The 23,651-nt window shown below is 42.2% G+C and carries 16 protein-coding genes, 8 tRNA genes and 1 pseudogene; all 25 read left to right on the forward strand.

Annotated elements, in window-relative coordinates:
• The first annotated feature begins 17 nt into the window (after positions 1-17).
• Positions 18-1,109 carry a redox-regulated ATPase YchF gene (gene ychF, locus Q0976_RS03175; RefSeq protein ID WP_299490893.1) on the forward strand — a complete coding sequence of 364 codons (1,092 nt, stop codon included), beginning with the start codon at positions 18-20 and terminating at the stop codon, positions 1,107-1,109.
• A gap of 407 nt (positions 1,110-1,516) precedes the next feature.
• Positions 1,517-1,593, forward strand: a tRNA-Met gene (locus tag Q0976_RS03180).
• 136 nt (positions 1,594-1,729) lie between these two features.
• Positions 1,730-1,814 (forward strand) — tRNA-Leu (locus Q0976_RS03185).
• A 58-nt stretch (positions 1,815-1,872) separates the two neighbouring features.
• Positions 1,873-1,947, forward strand: a tRNA-Gln gene (locus tag Q0976_RS03190).
• A 26-nt stretch (positions 1,948-1,973) separates the two neighbouring features.
• A tRNA-Gln gene (locus tag Q0976_RS03195) sits at positions 1,974-2,048 on the forward strand.
• A gap of 21 nt (positions 2,049-2,069) precedes the next feature.
• Positions 2,070-2,146: transfer RNA gene (locus Q0976_RS03200), tRNA-Met, on the forward strand.
• Between the two features lie 137 nt (positions 2,147-2,283).
• Positions 2,284-2,368: transfer RNA gene (locus Q0976_RS03205), tRNA-Leu, on the forward strand.
• A 60-nt stretch (positions 2,369-2,428) separates the two neighbouring features.
• Positions 2,429-2,503 (forward strand) — tRNA-Gln (locus Q0976_RS03210).
• Between the two features lie 70 nt (positions 2,504-2,573).
• Positions 2,574-2,658: transfer RNA gene (locus tag Q0976_RS03215), tRNA-Leu, on the forward strand.
• 370 nt (positions 2,659-3,028) lie between these two features.
• Positions 3,029-3,547: an Hcp family type VI secretion system effector gene (locus Q0976_RS03220; protein WP_298776643.1), complete on the forward strand. Its 519-nt coding sequence runs from the start codon at positions 3,029-3,031 to the stop codon at positions 3,545-3,547.
• Between the two features lie 110 nt (positions 3,548-3,657).
• The gene (gene tssI, locus Q0976_RS03225) at positions 3,658-5,706 is read left to right on the forward strand and encodes a type VI secretion system tip protein TssI/VgrG (protein WP_299490895.1); all 2,049 of its coding nucleotides are present in this window, start codon (positions 3,658-3,660) and stop codon (positions 5,704-5,706) included.
• 133 nt (positions 5,707-5,839) lie between these two features.
• On the forward strand, positions 5,840-10,624 hold the full coding sequence (locus Q0976_RS03230; RefSeq protein ID WP_299490897.1) for an RHS repeat-associated core domain-containing protein: 4,785 nt from the start codon (positions 5,840-5,842) through the stop codon (positions 10,622-10,624).
• Between the two features lie 46 nt (positions 10,625-10,670).
• The gene (locus Q0976_RS03235; protein ID WP_299490899.1) at positions 10,671-11,411 is read left to right on the forward strand and encodes a hypothetical protein; all 741 of its coding nucleotides are present in this window, start codon (positions 10,671-10,673) and stop codon (positions 11,409-11,411) included.
• Between the two features lie 208 nt (positions 11,412-11,619).
• Positions 11,620-12,348: pseudogene (locus Q0976_RS03240) on the forward strand (hypothetical protein); the annotation flags it as partial.
• Positions 12,349-12,654, forward strand: coding sequence for a hypothetical protein (locus tag Q0976_RS03245; protein ID WP_299490901.1), 306 nt, complete (start codon positions 12,349-12,351; stop codon positions 12,652-12,654).
• Positions 12,641-12,922 (forward strand): immunity protein Tsi6 family protein, encoded by a 282-nt coding sequence (locus Q0976_RS03250; protein ID WP_299490903.1) that lies wholly within the window; start codon positions 12,641-12,643, stop codon positions 12,920-12,922. Before Q0976_RS03245 ends, Q0976_RS03250 begins: the two co-directional genes overlap by 14 nt.
• A gap of 52 nt (positions 12,923-12,974) precedes the next feature.
• Positions 12,975-13,277, forward strand: a complete 303-nt coding sequence (locus Q0976_RS03255; RefSeq protein ID WP_299490905.1) for a hypothetical protein — start codon at positions 12,975-12,977, stop codon at positions 13,275-13,277.
• 50 nt (positions 13,278-13,327) lie between these two features.
• A complete protein-coding gene (locus tag Q0976_RS03260; protein WP_299490906.1) occupies positions 13,328-13,552 on the forward strand; it encodes a hypothetical protein in 225 nt (74 codons plus the stop codon).
• A 152-nt stretch (positions 13,553-13,704) separates the two neighbouring features.
• Positions 13,705-14,067 carry a hypothetical protein gene (locus Q0976_RS03265; RefSeq protein WP_299490908.1) on the forward strand — a complete coding sequence of 121 codons (363 nt, stop codon included), beginning with the start codon at positions 13,705-13,707 and terminating at the stop codon, positions 14,065-14,067.
• Positions 14,068-14,072: 5 nt separating this feature from the next.
• A complete protein-coding gene (locus Q0976_RS03270; protein ID WP_299490910.1) occupies positions 14,073-14,291 on the forward strand; it encodes a hypothetical protein in 219 nt (72 codons plus the stop codon).
• Between the two features lie 9 nt (positions 14,292-14,300).
• Positions 14,301-14,693 carry a hypothetical protein gene (locus tag Q0976_RS03275; protein ID WP_299490913.1) on the forward strand — a complete coding sequence of 131 codons (393 nt, stop codon included), beginning with the start codon at positions 14,301-14,303 and terminating at the stop codon, positions 14,691-14,693.
• Between the two features lie 27 nt (positions 14,694-14,720).
• Positions 14,721-15,191 (forward strand): hypothetical protein, encoded by a 471-nt coding sequence (locus Q0976_RS03280; protein ID WP_299490916.1) that lies wholly within the window; start codon positions 14,721-14,723, stop codon positions 15,189-15,191.
• Between the two features lie 305 nt (positions 15,192-15,496).
• Positions 15,497-16,717, forward strand: a complete 1,221-nt coding sequence (locus tag Q0976_RS03285) for an MFS transporter (RefSeq protein WP_299490919.1) — start codon at positions 15,497-15,499, stop codon at positions 16,715-16,717.
• Between the two features lie 351 nt (positions 16,718-17,068).
• Positions 17,069-18,139: a DUF4123 domain-containing protein gene (locus Q0976_RS03290; RefSeq protein ID WP_299490922.1), complete on the forward strand. Its 1,071-nt coding sequence runs from the start codon at positions 17,069-17,071 to the stop codon at positions 18,137-18,139.
• Positions 18,140-18,255: 116 nt separating this feature from the next.
• Positions 18,256-23,649, forward strand: a complete 5,394-nt coding sequence (locus Q0976_RS03295; RefSeq protein ID WP_299490925.1) for an RHS repeat-associated core domain-containing protein — start codon at positions 18,256-18,258, stop codon at positions 23,647-23,649.
• Positions 23,650-23,651: the final 2 nt, after the last annotated feature.

Raw genomic sequence — 23,651 nt, forward strand, 5'->3', positions numbered from 1 at the left:
AAGATAAAGGTAAAAATATGGGTTTTAAATGCGGTATCGTTGGCCTGCCAAATGTAGGTAAATCAACTCTTTTTAATGCGTTAACCAAAGCGGGTATTGAGGCATCAAATTTCCCATTTTGTACCATTGAGCCTAATACGGGAGTCGTGCCTGTACCAGACTTACGTTTAGAAGCATTAGCGGCGATTGTGAGCCCTGAGCGCGTGATTCCAACGACTATGGAATTTGTTGATATTGCAGGACTTGTGGCAGGTGCATCTAAAGGTGAAGGCTTAGGCAATAAATTTCTTGCTAATATTCGTGAAACCGATGCCATTGGTCATGTGGTTCGCTGTTTTGAAGATGACAATATTGTGCATGTGGCTAACCAAGTTTCGCCGGCAAGCGACATTGAAGTGATTAATACTGAATTAGCATTAGCCGATTTAGATGCTTGCGAACGTGCCATTACTCGTCAGCAAAAAAGAGCAAAAGGTGGCGATAAAGACGCTAAGTTTGAAGTGACAGTGCTTGAAAAAATGCGTCCTGTATTAGATGAAGGCCATATGTTGCGTTCATTGGATTTAGCGAAAGAAGAGCTGGAAGCAGTTGCTTACCTAAATTTTTTAACCCTTAAGCCGACCATGTATATTGCTAATGTTTCCGAAGATGGCTTTGACAATAATCCACATTTAGATGCAGTACGTGAAATTGCTGCCAAAGAAAATGCCGTTGTTGTTCCTGTTTGTGCCGCAATTGAGTCTGAACTTGCCGAGATGGATGCTGAGGATCGTGATGAATTTATGGCTGATCTTGGTTTAGAAGAGCCTGGTCTTGATAGAGTTATTCGCAGTGGCTATGAATTATTAACCTTGCAAACTTACTTTACTGCGGGTGTAAAAGAAGTGCGAGCATGGACCGTTGCCGTTGGTGCAACAGCGCCACAAGCTGCGGGCGTTATTCATACCGACTTTGAACGCGGATTTATTCGTGCACAAGTGATGGCTTATGACGACTTTATCACTTATAAAGGTGAAGCGGGCGCAAAAGAGGCGGGCAAGTTACGTGTTGAAGGCAAAAATTATATCGTTAAAGATGGCGATGTCATGCATTTCTTATTTAATGTATAAGTTATTAAGTCAAAGCGTGTATTGATACTGTGGTTTCAAGCCGTTTGCTCTTATCGTCATTGGATATACCGTTTTTAATGGCGATGAGATAAACTGACTTGAGCTATGGTTGAAAATGGGGATGAGTGCTATGGCTAAGTCACTTGAAAGTGCTTGTGGGTTTGGTGTTAGAGTAAATAAAAGTCAATTTAATCGCGGTTTAATCGTAATGTAGTTATTAGCTCTGTTTTGAAAATCAATTAACTGGCTTTATTTACGGCATTAATTGCAGAAGTGTTAGTCATTTTGATGAAGTTATCGCCAAGCAGTGCTTTTTACGGTGAATTGCTAAAAAAAGCAGTTGACCTTGATACCTTGAATAAGCATAATACGCCCCGTTCCTCGCTGATGGCGATGAACAAAACGTTGGCAATGTAGCTCAGCTGGTTAGAGCACAGCACTCATAATGCTGGGGTCGCAGGTTCAAGTCCCGCCATTGCTACCATCTCCTTTTAAACTGTTAAGTTTAAAGGCAGATGTAAAACAGCAATATCGACGACTTGGGTATCAAGTCCCGATGATAAGTTGCTACCATCTTCTTCTAAGTTGTTAAGTTTAAAAGTGGATGTAAAACAAGTTGTGCGGGAGTGGTGGAATTGGTAGACACGCCAGATTTAGGTTCTGGTGCCGCAAGGTGTGAGAGTTCAAGTCTCTCTTCCCGTACCATTTAATTTAAACATTATGGGCTTATGCCGGTAATGATGTTTAAAGTAGGAAGATAAATTGGGATATCGCCAAGCGGTAAGGCACCGGGTTTTGATCTCGGCATCCCCAGGTTCGAATCCTGGTATCCCAGCCATTCCTTTGCTTAAACAAATAAAATTTTGGGATATCGCCAAGCGGTAAGGCACCGGGTTTTGATCTCGGCATCCCCAGGTTCGAATCCTGGTATCCCAGCCAATTCTTTATATAAAGAATTGTGGCAATGTAGCTCAGCTGGTTAGAGCACAGCACTCATAATGCTGGGGTCGCAGGTTCAAGTCCCGCCATTGCTACCATCCCCTTTCATACGATAAGTTTAAAAGTGGATGTAAAACAGCAATATCTTGACTTGAATATCAAGTCCAGATGATAAGTTGCTACCATCTTCTTTTTAAGCTGTTAAGTTTAAAGGCAGATGTAAAACACAAGTTGTGCGGGAGTGGTGGAATTGGTAGACACGCCAGATTTAGGTTCTGGTGCCGCAAGGTGTGAGAGTTCAAGTCTCTCTTCCCGTACCATTATTTAAACGTTAATGTGAATTTTTAGTTTAAACTTTTACGTTAATGAATATGCTTCATTGGGATATCGCCAAGCGGTAAGGCACCGGGTTTTGATCTCGGCATCCCCAGGTTCGAATCCTGGTATCCCAGCCATATTTAAAGGCGCATTATTGTGTCTTTATTTATCAGTAAAATGATAAGTATCAATATTGATAGTATCAATGCGGGAGTGGTGGAATTGGTAGACACGCCAGATTTAGGTTCTGGTGCCGCAAGGTGTGAGAGTTCAAGTCTCTCCTCCCGTACCATTGATAATATTGCTTAATAATATTACTGATAATATGTATTACAACAAAAAAGCCCATCTTCTGATGGGCTTTTTTGTGCTTGTCACTTTTCTTCTCGGGCAATTTATTGCCTGTTTGAGCAATTTATTGCCTGATTTGAGCAATTTATTGCCCAGTTATTATCTGCTTTTTTAAAAGTCATTAAAAATCAACAATATAATTATTGGCATGTTTCCTGCTGTTATTTAAATGTCTCATATTTGAGTTTTAATTGTTTTTATATTGTTTGTGATGCTGTAGTCGAATCTTCAAGAACAATTATTAACAACTTAGATTTTATTTGATAATGAAATTTTTTCAATATCAGCCCCTAATAAAAAGGAATTACATTATGCCAACACCATGTTATATCTCAATAGAAGGTCAAACACAGGGTAATATTACCGCAGGTGCTTTTACGTCTGATTCAGTGGGGGATATTTTCGTTGAAGGCCATGAAGATGAAATGCTAGTTCAAGAGTTTAAACATGTTGTGACTGTACCGACCGATCCACAGTCGGGCCAACCTTCAGGACAACGAGTTCATAAGCCGTTTATTTTCACTGTGGCACTCAATAAAGCTGTTCCATTGATGTATAACGCGTTATCTACAGGTGAGAAGCTTAATAAAGTCGTATTGAATTGGTATCGTACGTCTATTGAAGGGAAACAAGAGCACTTTTTCTCTACCACGCTTGAAGGTGCAACCATTGTGGATATTAATTGTCATATGCCCCATTGCCAAGATCCGACTCAAGCCGACTTCACTCAACTGGTTCAAGTGTCATTGGCTTATCGTAAAATCGATTGGGATCATACGAGTGCAGGCACATCAGGTGCAGATGATTGGCGTAAACCTCTAGAAGCTTAACGCAAGTATATCTGTGTATCATTCTCAAGTAGACCAAAGTGAATATTGCGAGTCAGTTTGGGAATGATTGGTTGATGTTGACTATACAATAAAAATAAAAGGATGTGAGCATGACAATGGCAAGCTCTGGGTTAGGTTATCAATTTGTCGCTGAAGGATTAGATGAAGCAAGTTTTGAATTGCTTGAGTTTAATTTTGAAGAGGCGTTATCGACTCCCTTTAAGATTGAGATGACTTTACTGAGCAAAAAAAGTGATTTAACGCCAGAGTCTATCGTTGATAAAGCGGGATTAATGACATGGACTATTGACGGTGAAGTGCAGCGACAAATCCATGGTATGGTCAGTCAATTTACCATAGGTGATACAGGCTACCACGATACCCAATATAAACTGACCTTAGTGCCTGCAGTGTCTAGATTAACACTTAGACAAAATAGCCGTATCTTTCAAGCGCAAAGCAGTTTGGCCATTATTCAGACTTTACTGACTGAGATGGGCGTAAAGGATTATGCGTTTAATTGCGATCCAAGCTTAGATCAAAGAGTGCGGGAATATTGTGTGCAATATCGTGAAACAGATTTTGCTTTCATGAGTCGTTTAGCGGCAGAAGAAGGCTTGATTTACCATTTTGAACACGAAAAAAGTAAGCATACTTTAGTGTTTACAGATAGCACAAAAAAACTGGGTAAGTTAGGCATGCCTTTTCCTTATAATGCCACCAGTGGCGGGATGTCTGAGGTGCCTTATGTGTCACAATTTGAATTACAACATCAAATTGCGCCGGCCAGTGTGGTGTTAAAAGATGCCAGTTTTAAACAGCCTCAATACAGTTTTTTACAAGAAAGCCTAGGAACGGATCTGGATTATCAGCGTCAAGATTATGAGCATTTTGATTATCCGGGGCGCTATAAAAGTGATGCATCGGGTAAACCTTTTACGCAAACACGATTAGAATATTTACGGCGCCATACACACCTTGCTTTTGCTAAGAGTAATTTAATGGCGGCCAGTGCCGGATTTAAATTTGACTTGATGGAGCATGGGGATCCCAGTTTTAATCGCGATTGGTTGCTCATTAAGGTGATACATACAGGTTTGCAAGGAGCCAGTGCAGAAGGTAGCAATACCAGTATGCCAACGTCATATCATAACCAGTTTGAGGTGATCCCTGCGAATAGTCCATGGCAAGCTATGCCTGAGACAAAGCCATTAGTCACAGGCCCTCAGTCTGCTGTGGTCGTAGGACCAAAAGGGGAAGAGATTTTTTGTGATGAACATGGCCGCGTAAAGGTGCAATTTCCTTGGGACAGAGAAGGAAAAAATGACGAGCAAGCCAGCTGTTGGATACAAGTGAGCCAAGGTTGGGCCGGAGCACAATATGGCATGACAGCCATTCCGCGTATTGGTCATCAAGTGATTGTGAGCTTTCTAGAAGGGGATCCCGATCAACCTATCATTACTGGCCGCACCTTTCACGCCACCAATGTACCGCCTTATGTTCTGCCTTCCCATAAGACTCGAACAGTCATTAAAACCCAGACCCATAAAGGCAAAGGCTTTAATGAATTGAGGTTTGAAGATGAAGCCACTCGTGAGCAAATTTTTGTCCATGGGCAAAAAGATCTCGACATTATCACTCGCAATACTCGCCGTGAAAATACCGGAATGGATCATCATTTAACGGTTGAAAATGAGCAGTTTGCCATCGTGAAGCAAAGTAAACACAGCACGGTAGGTAAGGATTTAATCGAAGAAGTTCGCGGCGATAAGCACCAAGCCATTGGCAAAAATCTCATTCAAAAAGTCACCGCAGGGCTAAAGCGCATTATTGGCGGTGGCATGGTGACCCAAGTGGATGGCGCCCACAGCATGAAGATAGCCGCATCGGAGGAGAAAATCATTGGCGGCGATCATAAATTGAAAGTCAATAAAGACAGTTATGTGAATGCGGCTAATATCGTATTAGAAGCAGGCACGGCTTTGACGCTAAAAGGCCCGGGTGGTTTTATTAAAATTGACTCGGGTGGCGTGACGATTTCGGGCAGCAAAGTCAAAATCAATGAAGGGGGCTCACCGGGTAAAGGTAAGGCGCCAAAAGAAGTCAAACCCGAAGAACCCAATCAACCGACACTGCCAGAGCCCGCGGATAAACGTTGAGGCTGGATATAAACCATAAACATAAACGCGAGCTTTTACAGTGAGTCACCGTTAAAAGGAAAATAAGCGCTTGTTATCAATTTTTCATAAAAAGGCAAGCGCTTAAAGGCAATAAAATAACAAGGAATTGGATATGCCAAAAGCGGCAAGATTAGGGGATACGGCCGCAGGGCATGGCTGTATGCCTGCGACCCCCATTTTAGCAGGCAGTGGTGATGTGAGTATTAATGGTATGCCTGCCGCCCGTAAAGGGGACATGGTGTTACTGCACATGTGCCCTTGCCCTAATATGCCCCACGGTATTCATATGCGCAGCGTCAATGCCGGCTCATCCAATGTTAGTATTAACGGAAAACCCGCAGCGAGAGTCGACGATGCCATTAATTGTGGCGGTAAAGTCGCCGCAGGCTCACCCGATGTGCTGATTGGTGATACACCGTATCAATCCCCTGCTCACAAATGTGCAGAAGGGGCCGCTAAGTCCCATTCGCCCATGCTGAACTTTGAGCCTATGCTGACGCCGCCAATGGGCGAGTTTGTTAAAGCATTTGATTATGTCGAACGTTTAGAGCAAGTTAAAGCCATAAAAGAGGCTGTTGCGAAAGAGAAAAGTGCGCAAGAGCCCGTGGCCCCAGCGACTAAATGTGAAAGTGATCCCATTGATATGGCAACAGGTAATGTGGTGGAGTGGCGCACCGATTTTACCTTGCAAGGGCTGGTTCCTCTGCTTCATAAGCGTTTTTATCATTCAGGAAAAAACAAACTCACAGGCTTGTTGGGACGGACGTGGCGCAGTTATTGGGACATGAGTCTTGAAGTTGACGATGGCATAGTCACTTTTATCGACGACAAAGGCAGTCGAGCCCATTATGCCTTGCCCGCCGATGGTGAGCAAAAGCGTGCAGCCCATATGCCCGCATGGCGATTAATCCGTCAAAATCAGCAGTTGGTGATGCGTCACCTTGATGGCACGTATTTAGGCTTTGATAGTGAGATCCCTATCTACCCGGTTGATGATGAAACTGATATTGGTCACCTTAGCAACGCTGCAGACACGGCTGTCGATGGCGCTGGAAAACATCATTTACCATTGAGCCATATTCGAGATGGCTATGGTCATGAACTGCGCTTTATTTATGATAATGGTAAGCTGGAATGGGTGAAGCTCTGTGATAACAAGCAGCAAGTGAAGGTCGAGTCACAAGATGGGCTTATGACTAAGCTTATTTTATGTGATGAAAAGCAGCAAGCTCTGAAAACCTTAAGTACCTTTGAATATAATCGTGAAGGGCAGCTTATCTCTGTGCGCAGTGGTGCGGGCAATAATTTTGACTATGAGTATGACAAGCAAGACAATTTACTTAAATGGTCAGACTTGGGCGGCACTTGGGTCAAGCATACCTATGATGAGCATAATCGTGCCCTCAGTACCCGCGCCAGCAATGGTCGTTGGCACGATGAAACTCGCTATGACGATACCAATAATGTTATTTTTTATAAAAGCCCTCATAAAGGCATTCAGTGCTATTATCGCGATGAGCGCAATAATATTGTTAAGCACATCGATGCCAGTGGGTTTATCACCTTATCTGAGTGGCAAGATAATCAGCTAGTATGTGAAATCAATGCCCTAGGTGAGAAAACCCAATATGCTTACGATGATTGGGGGCAGGTGAGCAGCATTGTTGGCGCCGATGGCTGTGAGCATGTGTATGACTATGATGACAATGGTCAGCTGGTTTGCGTCACTAACCCTTTAGGTGCTAACTGGTTGTATGAATACGATGAGCAGCAAAATCTCATTCAATCCAGTGACCCATTAGGGCGCAGTTGGCAGTTTGAGTACAATGAGCAAGGCTTATTAAGCAAGCAAACCAGTCCCGATGGCCTACAAACTCGGTTTAATTTTAATGAGTTGGGGCAAATGAGTCAGATGTGTCCGCCCTTTGGTTATTGCTTAGGGTTTGAATATGATGCATTAGGGCGGTTAACTGCCCGTCATACTTATGTCGATGAAGCCGCTCTTGATAATAATAATGAACAAGTAGAGCCTTCAGCCGATAAAGAGCCTTCAGCTGATAAAGAGCCTTCAGCTACACTTAATAAAGAGCCCTCAGCCAGTAAAGAGCCAGCTTCTTCGTTAGTCAGGCGTTGGCATTACCAGCAAGATAAATTGCAGCCCAGCCGAGTGGTTTTTGAAGATGGCAGTGAGCAGCGTTTTGATTATGATATAGAAGGCAACCTCACTAAAGTTGTCGATCCATTAGGCCAAGTCTATGGCTATGAATACGGTGCCTTTGATTGCCTAACTGCCAGTATCGATCCCCTCGGGCAGATCACCCGTTATATGTATAACGGTGAGGGGCAATTTGCAGGTGTTATTAATAGCCAACATCATCAGTGGCGATATCACTACAACGAGTTAGGCCAAATAACCGAGGAACGGCATTTTGATGGCCGTAAAACCCAGTTTGAATACGATCCTCTAGGGCGAGTGGCAAAACGTATTGCCCCTGATGGTACGCAACTTAGGTTTTACTATGATGTCCTTGGCCGTTTAATTCAAAAGCAAGCGCTGCAATTACAATCCCCTCATAAGCGTCATAATAAAACCGCAGCAAGTGGGTCAGTACTTGAACCTGAATATCGCATCACCAGCAATAGCTTTTTTGAATACGATGATGCTTCACAGCTCGTTAAGGCAACGGTGGATGATAGCCGTTATAAAAGCGCGATTACCGCTGAAAGAAACGCTACACAAGTAGAGGTTGATCCACTTACATCAATCCAAAGTAGCAAAGTGGTCGTTGAATATGAATACAACCTTGCAGGGCAACGTATTCTTGAGACTATCAACGGTCACGCTATTAGTAGTGACTATGGTGATAGTGGTGAGCGTATCTCTATAACAGGCCAGCTTGACGATGAAGCCCAAAGGATCAGCCCTGAGCGGCCCTTAGCAACTGCGAGCCCCTATCAAATGCAACTCACCCATCAACAAGGCTTGCTCACGGGTGTAAAAATTAGCGATCACCAAGCGCTGCAATTTGCCCACAACAGCCATGGTTTTGAAGTATCCAGACACAACCAACAAGGTTTTCATTTAGCTCAAGCGTGGAGTTTGGGCGGGGACTTACTTTCTCAAGAATTAGTCTCTCAGGAGTTAGTTAAAGGTGGAGTTCAGGCCAACAAGGGGTTAAAACTGTCTGCTCCCAATGCGCAGCAGCCTTATTATTTAGGGCCAGAAAAACCTCAAGGTCCACGTACCTTACAGCGGAGCTATCAATATGATGCGCTGGCACGTATCAATGCCATAGATGAAACCCATTGGGGCAGCAGTCAATTTAGCCACAATGCCAATGGCCAAATCACCCATCAAGCGACTATGCCTGAAAAAGGCGGCGCGCTCAGTGACACCTCGGTTGAGCCAGATCTCAAAGTACAGCAATTTGATTATGACGCCGCGCAAAATTTAGTGGCAGTGAATCAACTGAGTTCAGCTAAACAAAGCGACAAACAGCTGGAGGGAGGAGCGCAGCCAACAGCTACGAACATTATTGACTTCGCCACTAAGCGGCTGGAAAAACAGCTGACATACCAACAAGGTGGCCGAGTCGAGCGCATAGGTCATCACACTTACCATTATGATGCTTGTGGCCGTGTGTTTGAAAAAGTCACGCAGAAAAAGGGCTTTCGGCCGCAAGTGACTCGCTTCGAGTGGGATGAAGAAGACAGACTCATTAAGGTGCGATTGCCAAATGATGATACTTGGCAGTATCAATATGATGCCTTTGGCCGTCGTGTGGCTAAAATAAAACGGCAGAGTAAGCTGACAGGGGGAGTAGCAAAACGAGTCGCCAACGCTAGTCGAATCAACTACCTGTGGGACGGTAATAACCTTATCGAACAACAAAGGTGCTATGCCGACGGCACCTTAGCTGACTCGACTCAGTGGATGTATGAACCAGAGAGTTTCCGTCCACTGGCTCAGCGAGTGCAAAAAGTAAACAGTGAACAAAGTGAATGTACAGCGCAGCTGCATTACATTATTGCGGATCACGCAGGCACGCCACGGGAGCTGTGCTCTGAAGCGGGTGAGGTCAAATGGCGCGGAAAGCAAAGCCTGTGGGGTAAATTTAACCAGTTTAATGAGAAAGACACTCCGCTCACACGCTTAGATAGCCGTGATGAAGATGTACTCGTGCAGCAGGCCGCTAATGATCCTGTGTTTTGTGACCTGCGTTATCAAGGCCAAGTCTATGATAACGAGACAGGTTTGTATTACAATAGACACAGATACTATGATCCTGACAGCTGCCAGTATTTATCACCCGATCCGATAGGTATTGCGGGTGGATTGCGTCCGAGTTCGTATGTGAATAATCCAATGGAATGGGTGGATCCGCTGGGGCTGAGTGAAGGGGCTTGTAAAAAGAATAACTGCATTGTTAGAAGTGATAATCATATGAATTCACATCAAGGTAAGGTACCAGGACGATTAAAATCTTATATTGATGATAATGGTAATTTAGTACCAGCTAATCCTAATGGGAAAGCAACGGTTATTGATCATATTAGAGGAAGTGAACCGCGTAAAAGTGATAGCCCATATACATCATTTTCATCAATTCAAGATCCTAAAAAGTCATATGGAGACTCAGTTATTTTTTTGGATATTAATCAGTTAACATCAGATATTAAAAATGGAGTCATCAATGGTGTTGAAATTATTACTCATAGTAATGTGCTAGATATTCATGATAAAGCGATTGATGTAGCACAAGTTAGATATAATAATAACTCAACTTCAAAAAATTTGGAAAGGTTGGAACGGGCTATGATGGATAAAAGTAATTCTGAGCGAGACTCTGAAATATTAGTAAAAGGTATTGTTCCTAGTAAGTATTTGAATATTTAGATGTTACCAGTACTTTATCGTTGAGTATAAGCATATAGGAGTTAGCATGTTGTTACCTGAATCTGAAGAATACCATTTATTATACACCGATGAATTTGGAGATGATGTTGGACTTGATGAAGTGCAACTTTTAGATCCACCTTTAGAAGAGAGGGTGCCTAAATTATGTGAAATGTTAAATTCATCCAATGCATATCTTTCATATCAATCAGCTCTGGTATTGACGGCATGGGGGAAAGATATAGGATTGAATAAAGTTGCGCAGTTTATAGATACAGAAGTAGTGTCTACTTTTGAATTTTCACCACACCGAATAACAGATGAGGATAATGTATATGATGATTTATCATATGCTATTTATTTATACGGTTTATCAGGAGGTGATAGAGATAAGATGCTGGAGGTTTTTAAAAAAATATTGGCCATTTACCCTAAGTATTTTTTTGAATCGAAGTTAAAACATGGGCTGATAAAAACTGAATTTGTAGAACTTACCTTCCCTATTGAAAAGGCTATTAAGGAAACCTTGTTAAAAGGACGGATTTATCAGGCTAGTCAACTTTTACCTGTTTTAGCTAAACTGAACCCCAAAAAAGGCTGGGAAATGATTTCGAATTTTACTTGTTTTTTTAGAGTAGAGCCTGATCCCATAATTAATGTTACAGAAGCTTTAAAATATTGCTCATCAAAAGAATCTATAAACCTTTTAAAACAATATTCGTCTAGTGATAGTTCGATTATTGCCGATGAAGCCAAAAAATCTTTATCATATTTATTAATGAATTAAGTGGGAATATTATAGCAAAGCCTCTGGGGGGCGTTCAAGCAGTTTAATGAGAAAGACACTCCGCTCACATGCTTAGATAGCCGTGATGAAGATGTACTCGTGCAGCAGGCGGCTAACGATCCCGTTAATTGCGACTTGCGTTACCAAGGCCAGATTTTTGATGTTGAAACAGGGCCATTCGTTTGAGTAAAGAGTTAATCGACATCGCTATTATGATCCGCTGTATTACTTTGTTGATCGCTGCCAGTATTTATCACCCGACCCCATAGGCATACAAGGTGGTTTACGACCGAGTTCGTATGTGAATAATCCAATGGAATGGGTGGATCCCTTGGGGCTGGCTCCATGTCCAAAAAGTAAAAACAATACTATCCCTAAATCCAATGCAGAAATGAGAAAGAGGGTTGAAGAAAACATTGCTGCAAGCCAATTAGCAAGAAATTCATCTAATGCTGGAAATGGATTAAATAAAAGTACGATGCCAATCTCTAATAAGAACGCAACTAAACTTTTAGAGAATAGATTCTTAGGGCGATTATCAGCGAAAGAAGCTCGAGAAGATGCTTTGGGAGTTGTAAACTCATTTGATGGTCAAATAAATCTTAGAAGAGGGCAAGCAGGAGAGTTATTTGAATCTTTTAGTGATATTAATCAAAATTCACCAGCTTCTTTAGTTTTTGTGACTAAAGGTTTAAAAGATACAAGCAGCTCTTTAGAAAGACAAATAATCTTAGCATTACCAGATAGTGATTTAGCTAGAAATTCTGCAATACGATATCGCCCAGCAGTATTGAAATCAGATCAAATTTTACTAGAGGGTAAAGTTGCTGGGCAACAAGGAGGCATTTTTGGTCCAACGTATAAAGCTGGGGGAGGTTCTCAGGTTGTTACTGATGGAGGACGTTTTAGTGGAAAAGTTGCATTTGGAGATGAGTAAATGTTTTTAGATAATACCATTAAAAAATGTCAGATTGTTGCTGACATACTAAAAAATGATGGTTTGAGTCGTCAAGCTGAGAGAATAAATAAAACTATTCGAATGTTGTCACAATTGACTTCACTTACAGATTTAGAGGCTCAAAAAAAATGTTCTACTAAAGCCTATAGAACAGAAATAACATTTTTATTGAGTGCAGTAACTGATGTCAAAGGGTTGAAAGACATGTGTCCAACTCAGCTATCTTACAATGACTGGAGAGCTGCTCTATCTGCTATGAAAGATGCATTAGATGATATTAAATAACATAGAAATAGTTAGACAAACAAAAGAGCTAATTAAATTACGATTAAAACAAGCTCCTGATTTTGTTATATTTAAATCTATTGAGGCACAATTGGATTATGTCTTAGATATATTGGAAGGGAATACAATGGATCGTAGTAAGTTGAAGGACATAAATGTTGGCCATTATGCGGTACATGAATTTGAAGAATCTGATCCAGAATTAGCCAATAAATTGAAAAAGATACAATATTTCGTATATAAAATGAATGGAGGCATAATTCGATAAAAATCGTTATTTCTTGGAAGTAGCTTTTTATCAACTTAGGTGGCGTCGCGCGGTGAAAAGTAGCAAACAGAATCATGGGGATATTAGGCAAACAGTGCTTAGTGGGGAACATCATTTGACCCTGTTAGTAACAGAAGATAAAACAGAGGTGATTGTTGTATCGAATGAGCATGGAGAGCAGTTACTTGAGCTGATGCCACCGAGTGGTTTTGTATTTTCCTATTTAACGACAGATCATCAAGGAAAAGTCAGTGTGATCTGTAGTACCGAAGAATATGAATCCTCAGGTTGCGATTGGTTTTTTTGTATAGATATTGAGAAAAAAATGCTTTTTAAAAAAGGACTATCATATTGAATTTATTTATGTAGTTTAGATTTACTTTATTTGTGATTACAAACGTACATATGAAAACTGATTACTATATTATTGCAAATGTAGATAAAAGAAGCGCTGACAGTGGTAATAGTGCCGATTGGCCAAAGGTTTTAGCTTACTCATTTAAAGCAAAGAAGCTTTATATGTCTGAGGGTTGTGGTCATGGTCTTGTGGGAGGGGAAATTTCCATTGCAAATGTTAAGCTGGCTGATTGGAGTGAGTTTTTTGATGACATAGATGGAAAGAGGGTTTAGTGACTTAATTTTAAATGGTTCGTTGTCATCTATATTCGATGAATCCAAATTTATTGAGCTATTGAAAAATAATAACTGCACTATTGAAGTGATGAGTTACTGAGTGGCGTAAGGTATATAAAAAACTTAAATATCATATAATTATGTAATAGATGAGAGCGTTAAATACATTGTTGAACTCATATGATGGTGACGAAAACGGATTCATAACGGCTAAAGGCTCTGTTTCTTGCCCTACCTGTTCGAAAACAAATGAGTTTGTTATTTCTGATGGTATTTCAGCTAGCAAAGTGGATATTAGCTATTGTAATAAAGTATTGGCCAATATACCTCATATTAAAGAAATCAGAGTTGGTGATTCTTGTTTTTATAAAGTAAATGGATTACCCGTTCAATTTCACCATATGACGTGCGCTGAATGTGGTGAGCTGTTTACTGCCGTGGTGGGCGCGGGAGAATATCAGTCTTGTCGATATATGGCTGTGTTAGTCAAAGTGGTGATTGATCGAGCTTAGTGGATATGAATGACGATGAAGCGAGAGCTGAAGTGATAAATTTGATAAATCCTTATCTTGTTGGCAACGATCCAGAAGCAGATAATTTAGTTTTATTACTTCAAAACAAAGATAGGCAAATACCCATAAGAGGTGTGCTTGAACATCTTAGAAAATACAACAGTATGCCGTATACAGTACAAGAGCAGAAAATTATTGATGAATTACTGTATTTGTATGGTTAAAACGATCTAGTGAAAATAGAAAATACCAAGCACGGTTCCGGCAAACATGCTTATACAAGTATATCTTGGGACAGTGCTGATAAAAAAGTTGAAATTGAATTTCCTGTATTAGCAAGATGCTGTTATTCAAAAAAGATGAACAAGATTTTTGCCAGTCTATACCAAGAAAGGCAAATCTACCTCTATGATCTTGATGGTGGCTTGTATACCAAACTGCTCATTCCGATCAAAGACGGCTATCAATATATGGGGCTGAATGCTAATGAAAAGTCCACTACTGGTATTGCACTGTTATATGCGCCGTCCGAGAGTCAATATGGCAATGAATGGGGAGATTATGAGCAATATGAATTGCTGCAATCAAAGGCTGCTTTAGGCAAATTTATTGATATTTACCGGTAACGTTCAAAGGGGATGGAGCTAAACTCAGTGGATAATTTATTTGAACAAGCAGTATCACGATCAGAAACCGAGCGTTTTTTTAAGGGAGAAGGGCAATATTATTCCCATAATCCTATGGATGGTGGACATTGTTATGGGATCAGGTTATCGGGAAATTTAGCTCAATATCTGAATAATGATAAACATAATTTATATATTTTTAATGAAGTTTTTAATCATTTTATTGCTTCACTTTCGTCAAGTGAAGCAGATTTAAGGCACTTACTCGCCAATGTTTTTGAAATTAATAGATTAAAAAATAATGGTGTGTTGTCAGGTGTTAATTTTGTTAATGAGGAAGGCTCTCTAATTATGAAATCGATTCAACAGTATTTTAAGCAATTAGAAGTAAGTGAAGCTAATAAGGAGTTAGTTAACATATATTTAGCTGCGTTTGAAGACTTAGATTCGAAGCTATTAGTTAATATTATGAATAACTATATGGATAGAAATAATTGAATGCTTTTTTAATCAATTACGACAAGTATTGTATTTGAATAAAAACTGCCACTATTAATAGTGCGGCCAGTACTTTTTCCAAAGCGATAGTGTGAGTGGGTGTTCAAGCAGTTTAATGAGTCAGACCCCTCGTTCACGCGCTTAGATAGCCGTGATGCAGAAAGCCTCACCAAAGATCAACAGCCCCTAGACACTCGCTGTGCATTTGCTTTTTATTCAATAGCTTCTATAGGTTATTTAGAGGCTGAGTAACCTATTTTATTCAGTCGTTAGCAGCTCGCCTAGCTCATCATGAAAGGAACTTCATGAATAAGTCACTGTTTGTTTTATATTTGGTTATTTTTCTTGATGCGGCAGGGATGGGCATGTTTTTCCCCATTGTGAATAATTTAATTAATAACCCAGCACAAGATTTTTTACCTACCGGAACCCCTTTAAGTCAGCGGAACCTCTACTATGGTGTGATGGTGGGGTTGTTTTTCTTATTTTGGTTTTTAGGGGCGCCATTTTTATCTCGACTGTCTGATGCCATTGGCCGAAAGCGGGCATTGCTGATTTGCCTCGTCGGTATGTTTATCGGTTATGGTTTGACTTTGCTTGCCATTGTGATTAAAAGCTTTTGGGTGCTGTTATTGGGGCGTATGGTCGCGGGTATCACATCGGGCAATCAAGCGGTGTCGCAAGCGGCTATCGTGGATATGAGTAATGAGCACAATAAAGCACGATATTTAGGTTATACGGTGTCTGCGTTTGCATTGGGGATGATTTTAGGTCCAGCCATTGGCGGCATTTTTTCAGATCGTTTGTTGTCGCCCGATTTTAATAACCGTTTACCTTTTGAGATTTTATTGGTGTTTATTGCATTGAATATTGTTCTGCTTATATGGTGGTTTAATGAGCAGCAAACCCGCCGTGAGAATTATCGATTTCATTTAACGGATTTTATTACCCAATTTTCAATTATTAAGCGTAATCGATTAGTGAGAAATTTATCCATTGCATTTTTTACCATGCAATTTGCTTATAATATTTTTTATATTTTCATTTCAACCTTACTCTTAAAGCTGTATCACTTTACGGTGCTTAATAACAGTATGGTGATGATTCTATATGGTATATCAGCGGCTTTTGGTGGCATGGTGCTAGTGCCCTTTATGCATAAACGCTTTGAATCTAAATTCATTATTCAGTTGGGCGTGTTGATTATGGCGTTGATGTGTTTGGTGCTAACTGTGTTTAATCAAGCATCATTGCCCTATGTTGTGGTGGTGATTTTTATGCTGGGTTTTTCGCTGGCCTATACCACTATGTTGAAATTTTTTTCCGATGCTGTCGATGAACAAAGTCAAGGCTGGGTGATGGGGATTACCGTCTCTTTATTTACCAGTGGCTGTGCCATCGTCTCTATTTTAGGGGGCGCATTAATGGATATTTCTACTCGCGCTCCCATGATTTTAATGACCTTAGTTTATTTCTTGGCCTTAGTATTAATCGGTGTATTGCCGTTACAAAAATCATTAAAATAGTCGGCTGTTTTTTGTGCTTACTATTTCAATAATCTGGGCAATTTATTGCTCGCTGGGCAATTTATTGCTCATCTCAGGCAACTTATTGCCCAGCCCTCCTATGTTTATTTTAACAAATCCATATAAATCATTTACATACCTATTGGCATGTAAACTGCTTGTTAGTTTACCGTGTCTAATGCATTTTACTTGAGCTCGCATGGAGTATTTACGATCAAAGCCCATTACTTGGTGGTGATGCTAGCGCTTGATGATTGAGCGTGATGCTAGCGCACTGGGGCAAACTAGGTGATAAGACCGATTGGCATACAGTGAGCAATAAAGTGAACAAAAAAAGGATGTAGTTTCAATATGGATACGATAAACAACCCCTTATTGATAGTAGTAAATCATGATGATAAGGATTGGCTTGAGCGAGTACAGCAAGGTGGCTGCTTTATTTTAGCGGAAACCATCATCAATGAATGGATCCCGAGTATTGCCGATGAATTAATGTCTAATCGCGGTGAAGTGGGCCGTTTGTACTGGGGAGAAGCGGGTCGTATTCATGGTTCGATTTCACCCTATTTGTTACCTGTGACGCTGGATAATTGGCCGCAAATCAAACAAGAGGTGTGCCATCAAGATGCCTGGGGAGTGGCCTTAGTGCTAGGTAGCCATATGCGAGCATTAACGCCTGCACAGCAGTTCACTGAGCTATTAACCCATTTACGTCAATGGACGCTAGTTAACACCCATGAGGGTCAGCAAATATTGCGATTATCTGATTGGCAGGTGTTGTCGACTTTGTTGCAGGCGAGCAATGGGCAAGAATTGTCGGCATTATTGGGTCCGCTGGATGAAATCATGTACAGAGACCATGAAGGGGAGAGCCAAGGTGAGGAGCATAGCCTCAATGATGATAATAACAACAGGGCAGCTTTAAATGAAGGGGCGGCTCTGAGTGATAATACAAGCTTAAATCAGCGCGCTGACCCAAACCCAAGCCTAGATCCAAGCCAAGAATCAGATCCAGACAAGTCAAATGAATGGCAAACACTCAAGCTTGTGACCAAACAGCCTGTTGAGAGTGATGCAAGTTTCCCGAGAACTTTGAGCCAATCTCAGCAGCTTGCACTCGCGCAAATGAGCAAGCTTGAGCAATATAAAGATTATCGAGAACACTTGCATCAACATCATATTGCTACGCAGGAGTGGAATGATAAGCAAATGTCGAGTTTTATTGAAAAACAACTCGATATTGCCACTCAGCATGACTTTAATAACCCACAAGATAAAGTGCGTTTTTTAAGCTTGTCTGTGGTATTTGGCCAAGACGTTGTTGAACAGCCTTGGGCGAAGTCGGTGCTCACACACAATAAGCAACAAGGCGCTGTGGGTAAAATGGATCAATTACATGAAGCGGCCATGGCGCAGCTATAGCAAAGGGGAAACCCCAACGAATACTCAAGGCCAATAAAGACAGCTCAATGGAGCAATGTGATAACGCTTATTGAATGCGCTGCTAAGCCAGTTAAGTAGAAAGGAAACGCGTCATAATGGACAATAATAATCAAAGCAATACCGCAAACAATAGCCAAAATAAAAAAGCTGAACTGATCTCTAGCTCAGAAGCGGCAAAGAAAAATTTCAGTACCAATAATACCTTATCTGGCGGTTGCACTGAGTGTGGCTGCAGTGCGCTGATTTATTATCATTATGACGATGGCAAGCCTGTGCCGAATGCCCCCTTTGAACTCACCGACAGTAATAATACTAAGGTGACAGGAAAAACGGATGATAAGGGCCTGTGCCTCATTGAAGACATGGGTTGCGGCAGCTTTGATTTATTGCTTGAAGAGGGGAGTGACGAGTTTAAGGCCCCCGAGACTGAAATCAATAATCCAGTATTGCAAAGTAACCCTGAAAATGCGGTGTTGGCGGGAGAGTATTTTAGCTTATTCGTTATTCTACAAAATAAAGGTTATATCGTTTACGATGCCGATGACAGTAATAATAACAAGGTCGATGTGGATGACACTAGCCTATTTTTAAATATTCCCGATGAATACGAGCCCGCTTATGAACGTTTTTGGGAGCTCAATGAACAGATTAACGACGGCAGTTTAGCCTTAAGGCAATCGGTTAATAAAATTCATACCAGCTTGCCCGCCGAAGTGAGCAGTGATGCTAACGATAATTCGGCTATTTTACTGTTTTGTGAAATCGCGCTCGGGTTTGTGCCTGTAGTGGGTCAAGCCATGGATTTATATGATGTGGGTCAGTGGGGATGGACGACTTACAGCGAAGAGGCTAGCCGTAGCGATCCTCTGCATTGGGCCATGGGCACCTTAGCCATTATCGGCTTTGTGCCCGGCCTCGGTGACGCCCTTAAAAAGACGGGTAAAACCATTATTAATGCTCTGCAAAAGAGCGACAATAAAGCCATTCAAAAGGGCATTAAAGCGCTGCGGGCGTTATCGAACGGCAATCTGGTTAAGTTTTTAACCGGCTTTGCCAGCAAAATCAAAGAGTATGGTCAAAAAGCGCTGGACTTACTCAATCAAATCATTGCTGGCTTAAAAAAAGCCCTCAATAACGCCGCCAAGAGTAACTGGATTGTCAGACTGTTAAAAGATGGCTTTGATGGCATGATAAAAGCCATGGAAGGTTTGTCGAAAAAAGTCGATGAAATGCTCGATTGGATAGCGAATAAGGTCGATGAATTTATCGAGAAAATCTTTACTAAACTCAGCGGTACGCCAAGGCCTAAAGGCACCAAAGATCCGTTAGCGCCTGTCAATGCCGGTAAAGCGGACGTCAATAAAAACACCACGGAGGTGGTGCAGAAAAAAGATAAAGTCCAAGAGCATAATAATACTGCTAAGACAGATAAAGCGGAAAAGTGTAAGGGGGATCCTGTGGATATGGCCACGGGCAATGCGGTGGAGTGGCGCACCGATTTTACCCTGCAAGGCCTAGTGCCACTTATTCATAAACGTTTTTATCATTCAGGTAACGATAAAATCCCCGGTTTATTAGGCCGCACTTGGCGCAGTAATTGGGACATGACGTTAACCCTTTTTGATGGCATGGTGGTGTTTACCGACGATAAAGGCGGTGAGGCCCATTATGTTTTGCCCGATGAGGGCGGCTTTGAGCGAGCACCCCATATGCCCAAGTGGCGCCTTGAGCGATTAAAAGGGCGCTTATACATGCGCCATCTCGACGGCACGGTTTATGGCTTTAATCACGCGGGCTTTAATCCTCTTGTTGTTGATGAGAGTGCCGACAAGAGTGATGATCAAAGTGTTGATAGCAGTGTCGATAGCAGTGATGCTAAAAGCGAGGACCATCACGGGGCGACCAGAGGTAAAAACACCCTGTTACTCACGGACATAAGCGACGCCAATGGCAATGGATTGCAGTTTATTTATGAGCGCACAAAACTCAAGTGGATCCACTTAGACGCTAATCTCAGTGCTAATTCCAGTGCTAATTCCAGTGATAGTCAGCAAGGCATTAAGGTTGAGTTACATAAAGGCCGTATCGAGGCGTTGACCTTATGTGACGCTAACAAAAATCCCCTTAAAACATTGGCAAGGTTTAGCTATAACCGCGCAGGGCAATTAGTTAAGGTCAGAGGGGATGCGGGTAAGAATTTTGATTATGAGTACGATCACCAAGACAATTTATTGCGTTGGTCAGACTTAGACAAAACCTGGATTGAACACACTTATGATGAGCAAGGCCGCACTCTAAGTACCCGAGGCAGTGATGGCCGCTGGCAAGATCAAACCCGTTATGACGATGCCAATAAGGTCATTTTCTATAAGAGCCCTCTAAAAGGCATTGAGTGCTTTTACCGCGATGAGCGTAACAATATTGTCAAACACATCGATGCCAATGGTTATGTTACCTTATCAAAATGGCAAGACAATCAGCTGGTGAGTGAAACCAATGCCCTAGGTGAGACCACTCAGTACGCTTATGATGACTGGGGACAAGTCACTAAGGTCATCGCCCCCGATGGCAGTGAGCAGGAGTACACTTACAATGACGCTGGCTTATTGACTAGCGTCATCAATCCCTTAGGGGCGGTTTGGCAATATGATTATGACACACAAGGCAATTTACTTAAGGCGCAGGATCCTTTAGGAGCGGCTTGGCATTATGAGTACAATGTAAAAGGTCAGCTCATCTCACGTACCAGTCCCGATGGTCTTTCAACGGCGTTCAGTTACACTGCCCAAGGCCAAATCGAGTCTATATTACCGCCATTAGGCCATAAAATTGGCTTTCATTACGACACCTTAGGTCGCTTAACCGAGCGCCGCACCATTGTTAAAGCTGAAGCGCCTTCAGCTTCTCTTCCTTTTGACAGTAATAGTCAAGGAAACCAGACTCTAGTCAGGCGTTGGCAATATCAAAATACTTCACCCACACCGGAAAAAGTGATTTTCGAAGATGGCACTGAGCAGCGCTTTGAATACGATATTGAAGGTAATCTCACCAAAGTTATCGATCCTCTTGGGCAAATATACGGTTATGAATACGGCGCCTTTGATATGTTAAAGGTGAGTACCGATCCTTTAGGGCATCGCACTGTGTACATGTACAACGGCGATGGGCAATTCTCGGGGGTTATTAATAGCCAAAAAGATCAATGGCGTTATCGCTACAACGAAGCGGGGCAAATTGTAGAGGAGCGCCACTTTGATGGCCGCAAAACGCAATTTGCCTACGATGAGCTGGGCCGCGTGGCGAAGCGTACCACGCCTGATGGGGCGCAGCTGCGATTTTATTACGATAATGTCGGCCGCCTCATTCAAAAGCAAGCTTTTGCCTTGGCAAAACCGCTAAACGATAAACAATTGTCCGCCAAACAGCCTACCGCTGGATCTAATGGCCAAGAAACAGTTGAAAAACCTAGATATATTGTCGCTTCAAATACCTATTTTGAATACGACGCCGCCTCTCAGCTTATCAAGGCCACAGTGGATGACAGCCGCCGTAAAGCGGTATCGACGCTTGATGGTGGCTCTGCCAATAAGGTGGTGGTGGAATATGAATATGATTTAAGTGGTCGCCGCATTATGGAGACCATTAACGGCCAAACCCTTAACAGTGAATACGATGCCGCAGGTGAGCGTGTTGCTATCAACAGCCTTGAGCGGCCCTTAGCAACAGCCAGCCCCTACCAAGTGCAGTTCGATTATCAGCAAGGGTTATTAAATGGCGTTCAAATTAGCGAACACCAAGCCCTGCAATTTGCCCGCAACAGCCAAGGTTTAGAGACGTTTCGCTCCAATGGTCAAGGCTTTGATTTAGCCCAAGAGTGGAGCCTAGGCGGCGATTTACTCAGCCAGCAACTCATAGGTTATCAGCATACGCCCAATGCAAATGACACCTTAAGTCGCGGTGCTGATTTAAAAGGGCCCATTAAGCCCGATTCTTTTCAAGCGTTGCAGCGCAGCTATCAGTACGATGCGCTGGCGCGCATTACCGAAATCGATGAATCTCATTGGGGTCGAAGTCAGTTTAAGCATAACGCCAATGGCCAAATCACGCATCAAAAGCAAGAAAAATCTTGGATAGACGCAAAAGCCAGCATCAAGCAGTTTGATTACGACGAAGTGCAAAATCTGGTTGCTGTGAATGTGCTTGGCTCCGGGACTAATGCTAATCACAATGGCAATAACAAAGTCGTTGATTTCGCCGCTAAGCGCCTTGAAAAACAGCTTAAGTACCAACAAGGCGGCCGCGTCGAGCGCATAGGCGAGCACACATACCATTATGATGTCTGCGGCCGCGTGTTTGAGAAAGTCACCCATAAAAAAGGCTTTCGGCCCCAAGTCACAAAATTTGAATGGGACGAAGAAGACAGGCTCATTCGAGCGATTGTTCCAAATGGCGACACTTGGTTCTATCAGTACGATGCCTTTGGTCGAAGAATCAGCAAGATTAAACAGCAGAGCCGAGAAGCTGGCAATAAACGAGCTAATCAACCTGAGAAAATCCAGTATCTCTGGGACGGCGATAACCTTATCGAACAACAGCGCCGTTATGCAGACGGCACGCTGTACGATACCACGCAGTGGACCTATGAACCCGATTCGTTCAGGCCGCTCGCTCAGAGGGTCATAAAGGAGACTCACAATTCTCAGGCTGAGCTAGCGCCGCAGCTGCACTACATTATCAACGACCATGCTGGATCGCCACGGGAATTATGCTCTGAAGAAGGTCATGTCGAGTGGCGGGGCAAGCAGCAGCTGTGGGGAGGCTTTGATAGTATTAGTAATAGCCGCTTGCCTGAAAGGCAATATCTGGAGGAGGCAGCTAATGATCCCGTCAGTTGCGACATAAGGTATCAAGGGCAAGTCTATGATAACGAGACAGGATTGTACTATAATCGCCATCGCTATTATGATCCGGATTCATGCCAGTATTTAACCCCCGATCCTATTGGCATCGCGGGTGGATTAAGGCCTAGTTCCTATGTTCACAACCCCATGGAGTGGGTGGATCCGCTGGGATTGGCAAAATGTACAGCAAGTCGTAAGCCTGGTGGTACAGGTGCTAACTACGATCAAGTTAATGGTCAAGGATTATATGTTTTACGAGATCCTATGACAAATGACATAAAATATGTTGGTAGAGGGGATGCTCCAGCAAGGGCTGTTGCACATTCAGCTTCAGATGATAAGGGACATTTAGTACAAGAAATAATTCATAATAATAATTTAACTAAAGCTGAAGCTAAGCATTTAGAACAACGGTTGCTAGATAAATTAGGAGGAGCTAAGTCAACAGACCCTGACACAGAAATGTTAAACAAAATTAGATCTTATAGTCCTTCCAATCCTAATGCTCCTAAATATACAATAGCTGGGGAGTCTGAGTCACATGCAAATTTAATTTTCTCAGAGACAACAACAAAACTTGGAATTTAAAG

This window comes from uncultured Shewanella sp., from assembly GCF_947501665.1.
Lineage (GTDB): Bacteria > Pseudomonadota > Gammaproteobacteria > Enterobacterales > Shewanellaceae > Shewanella.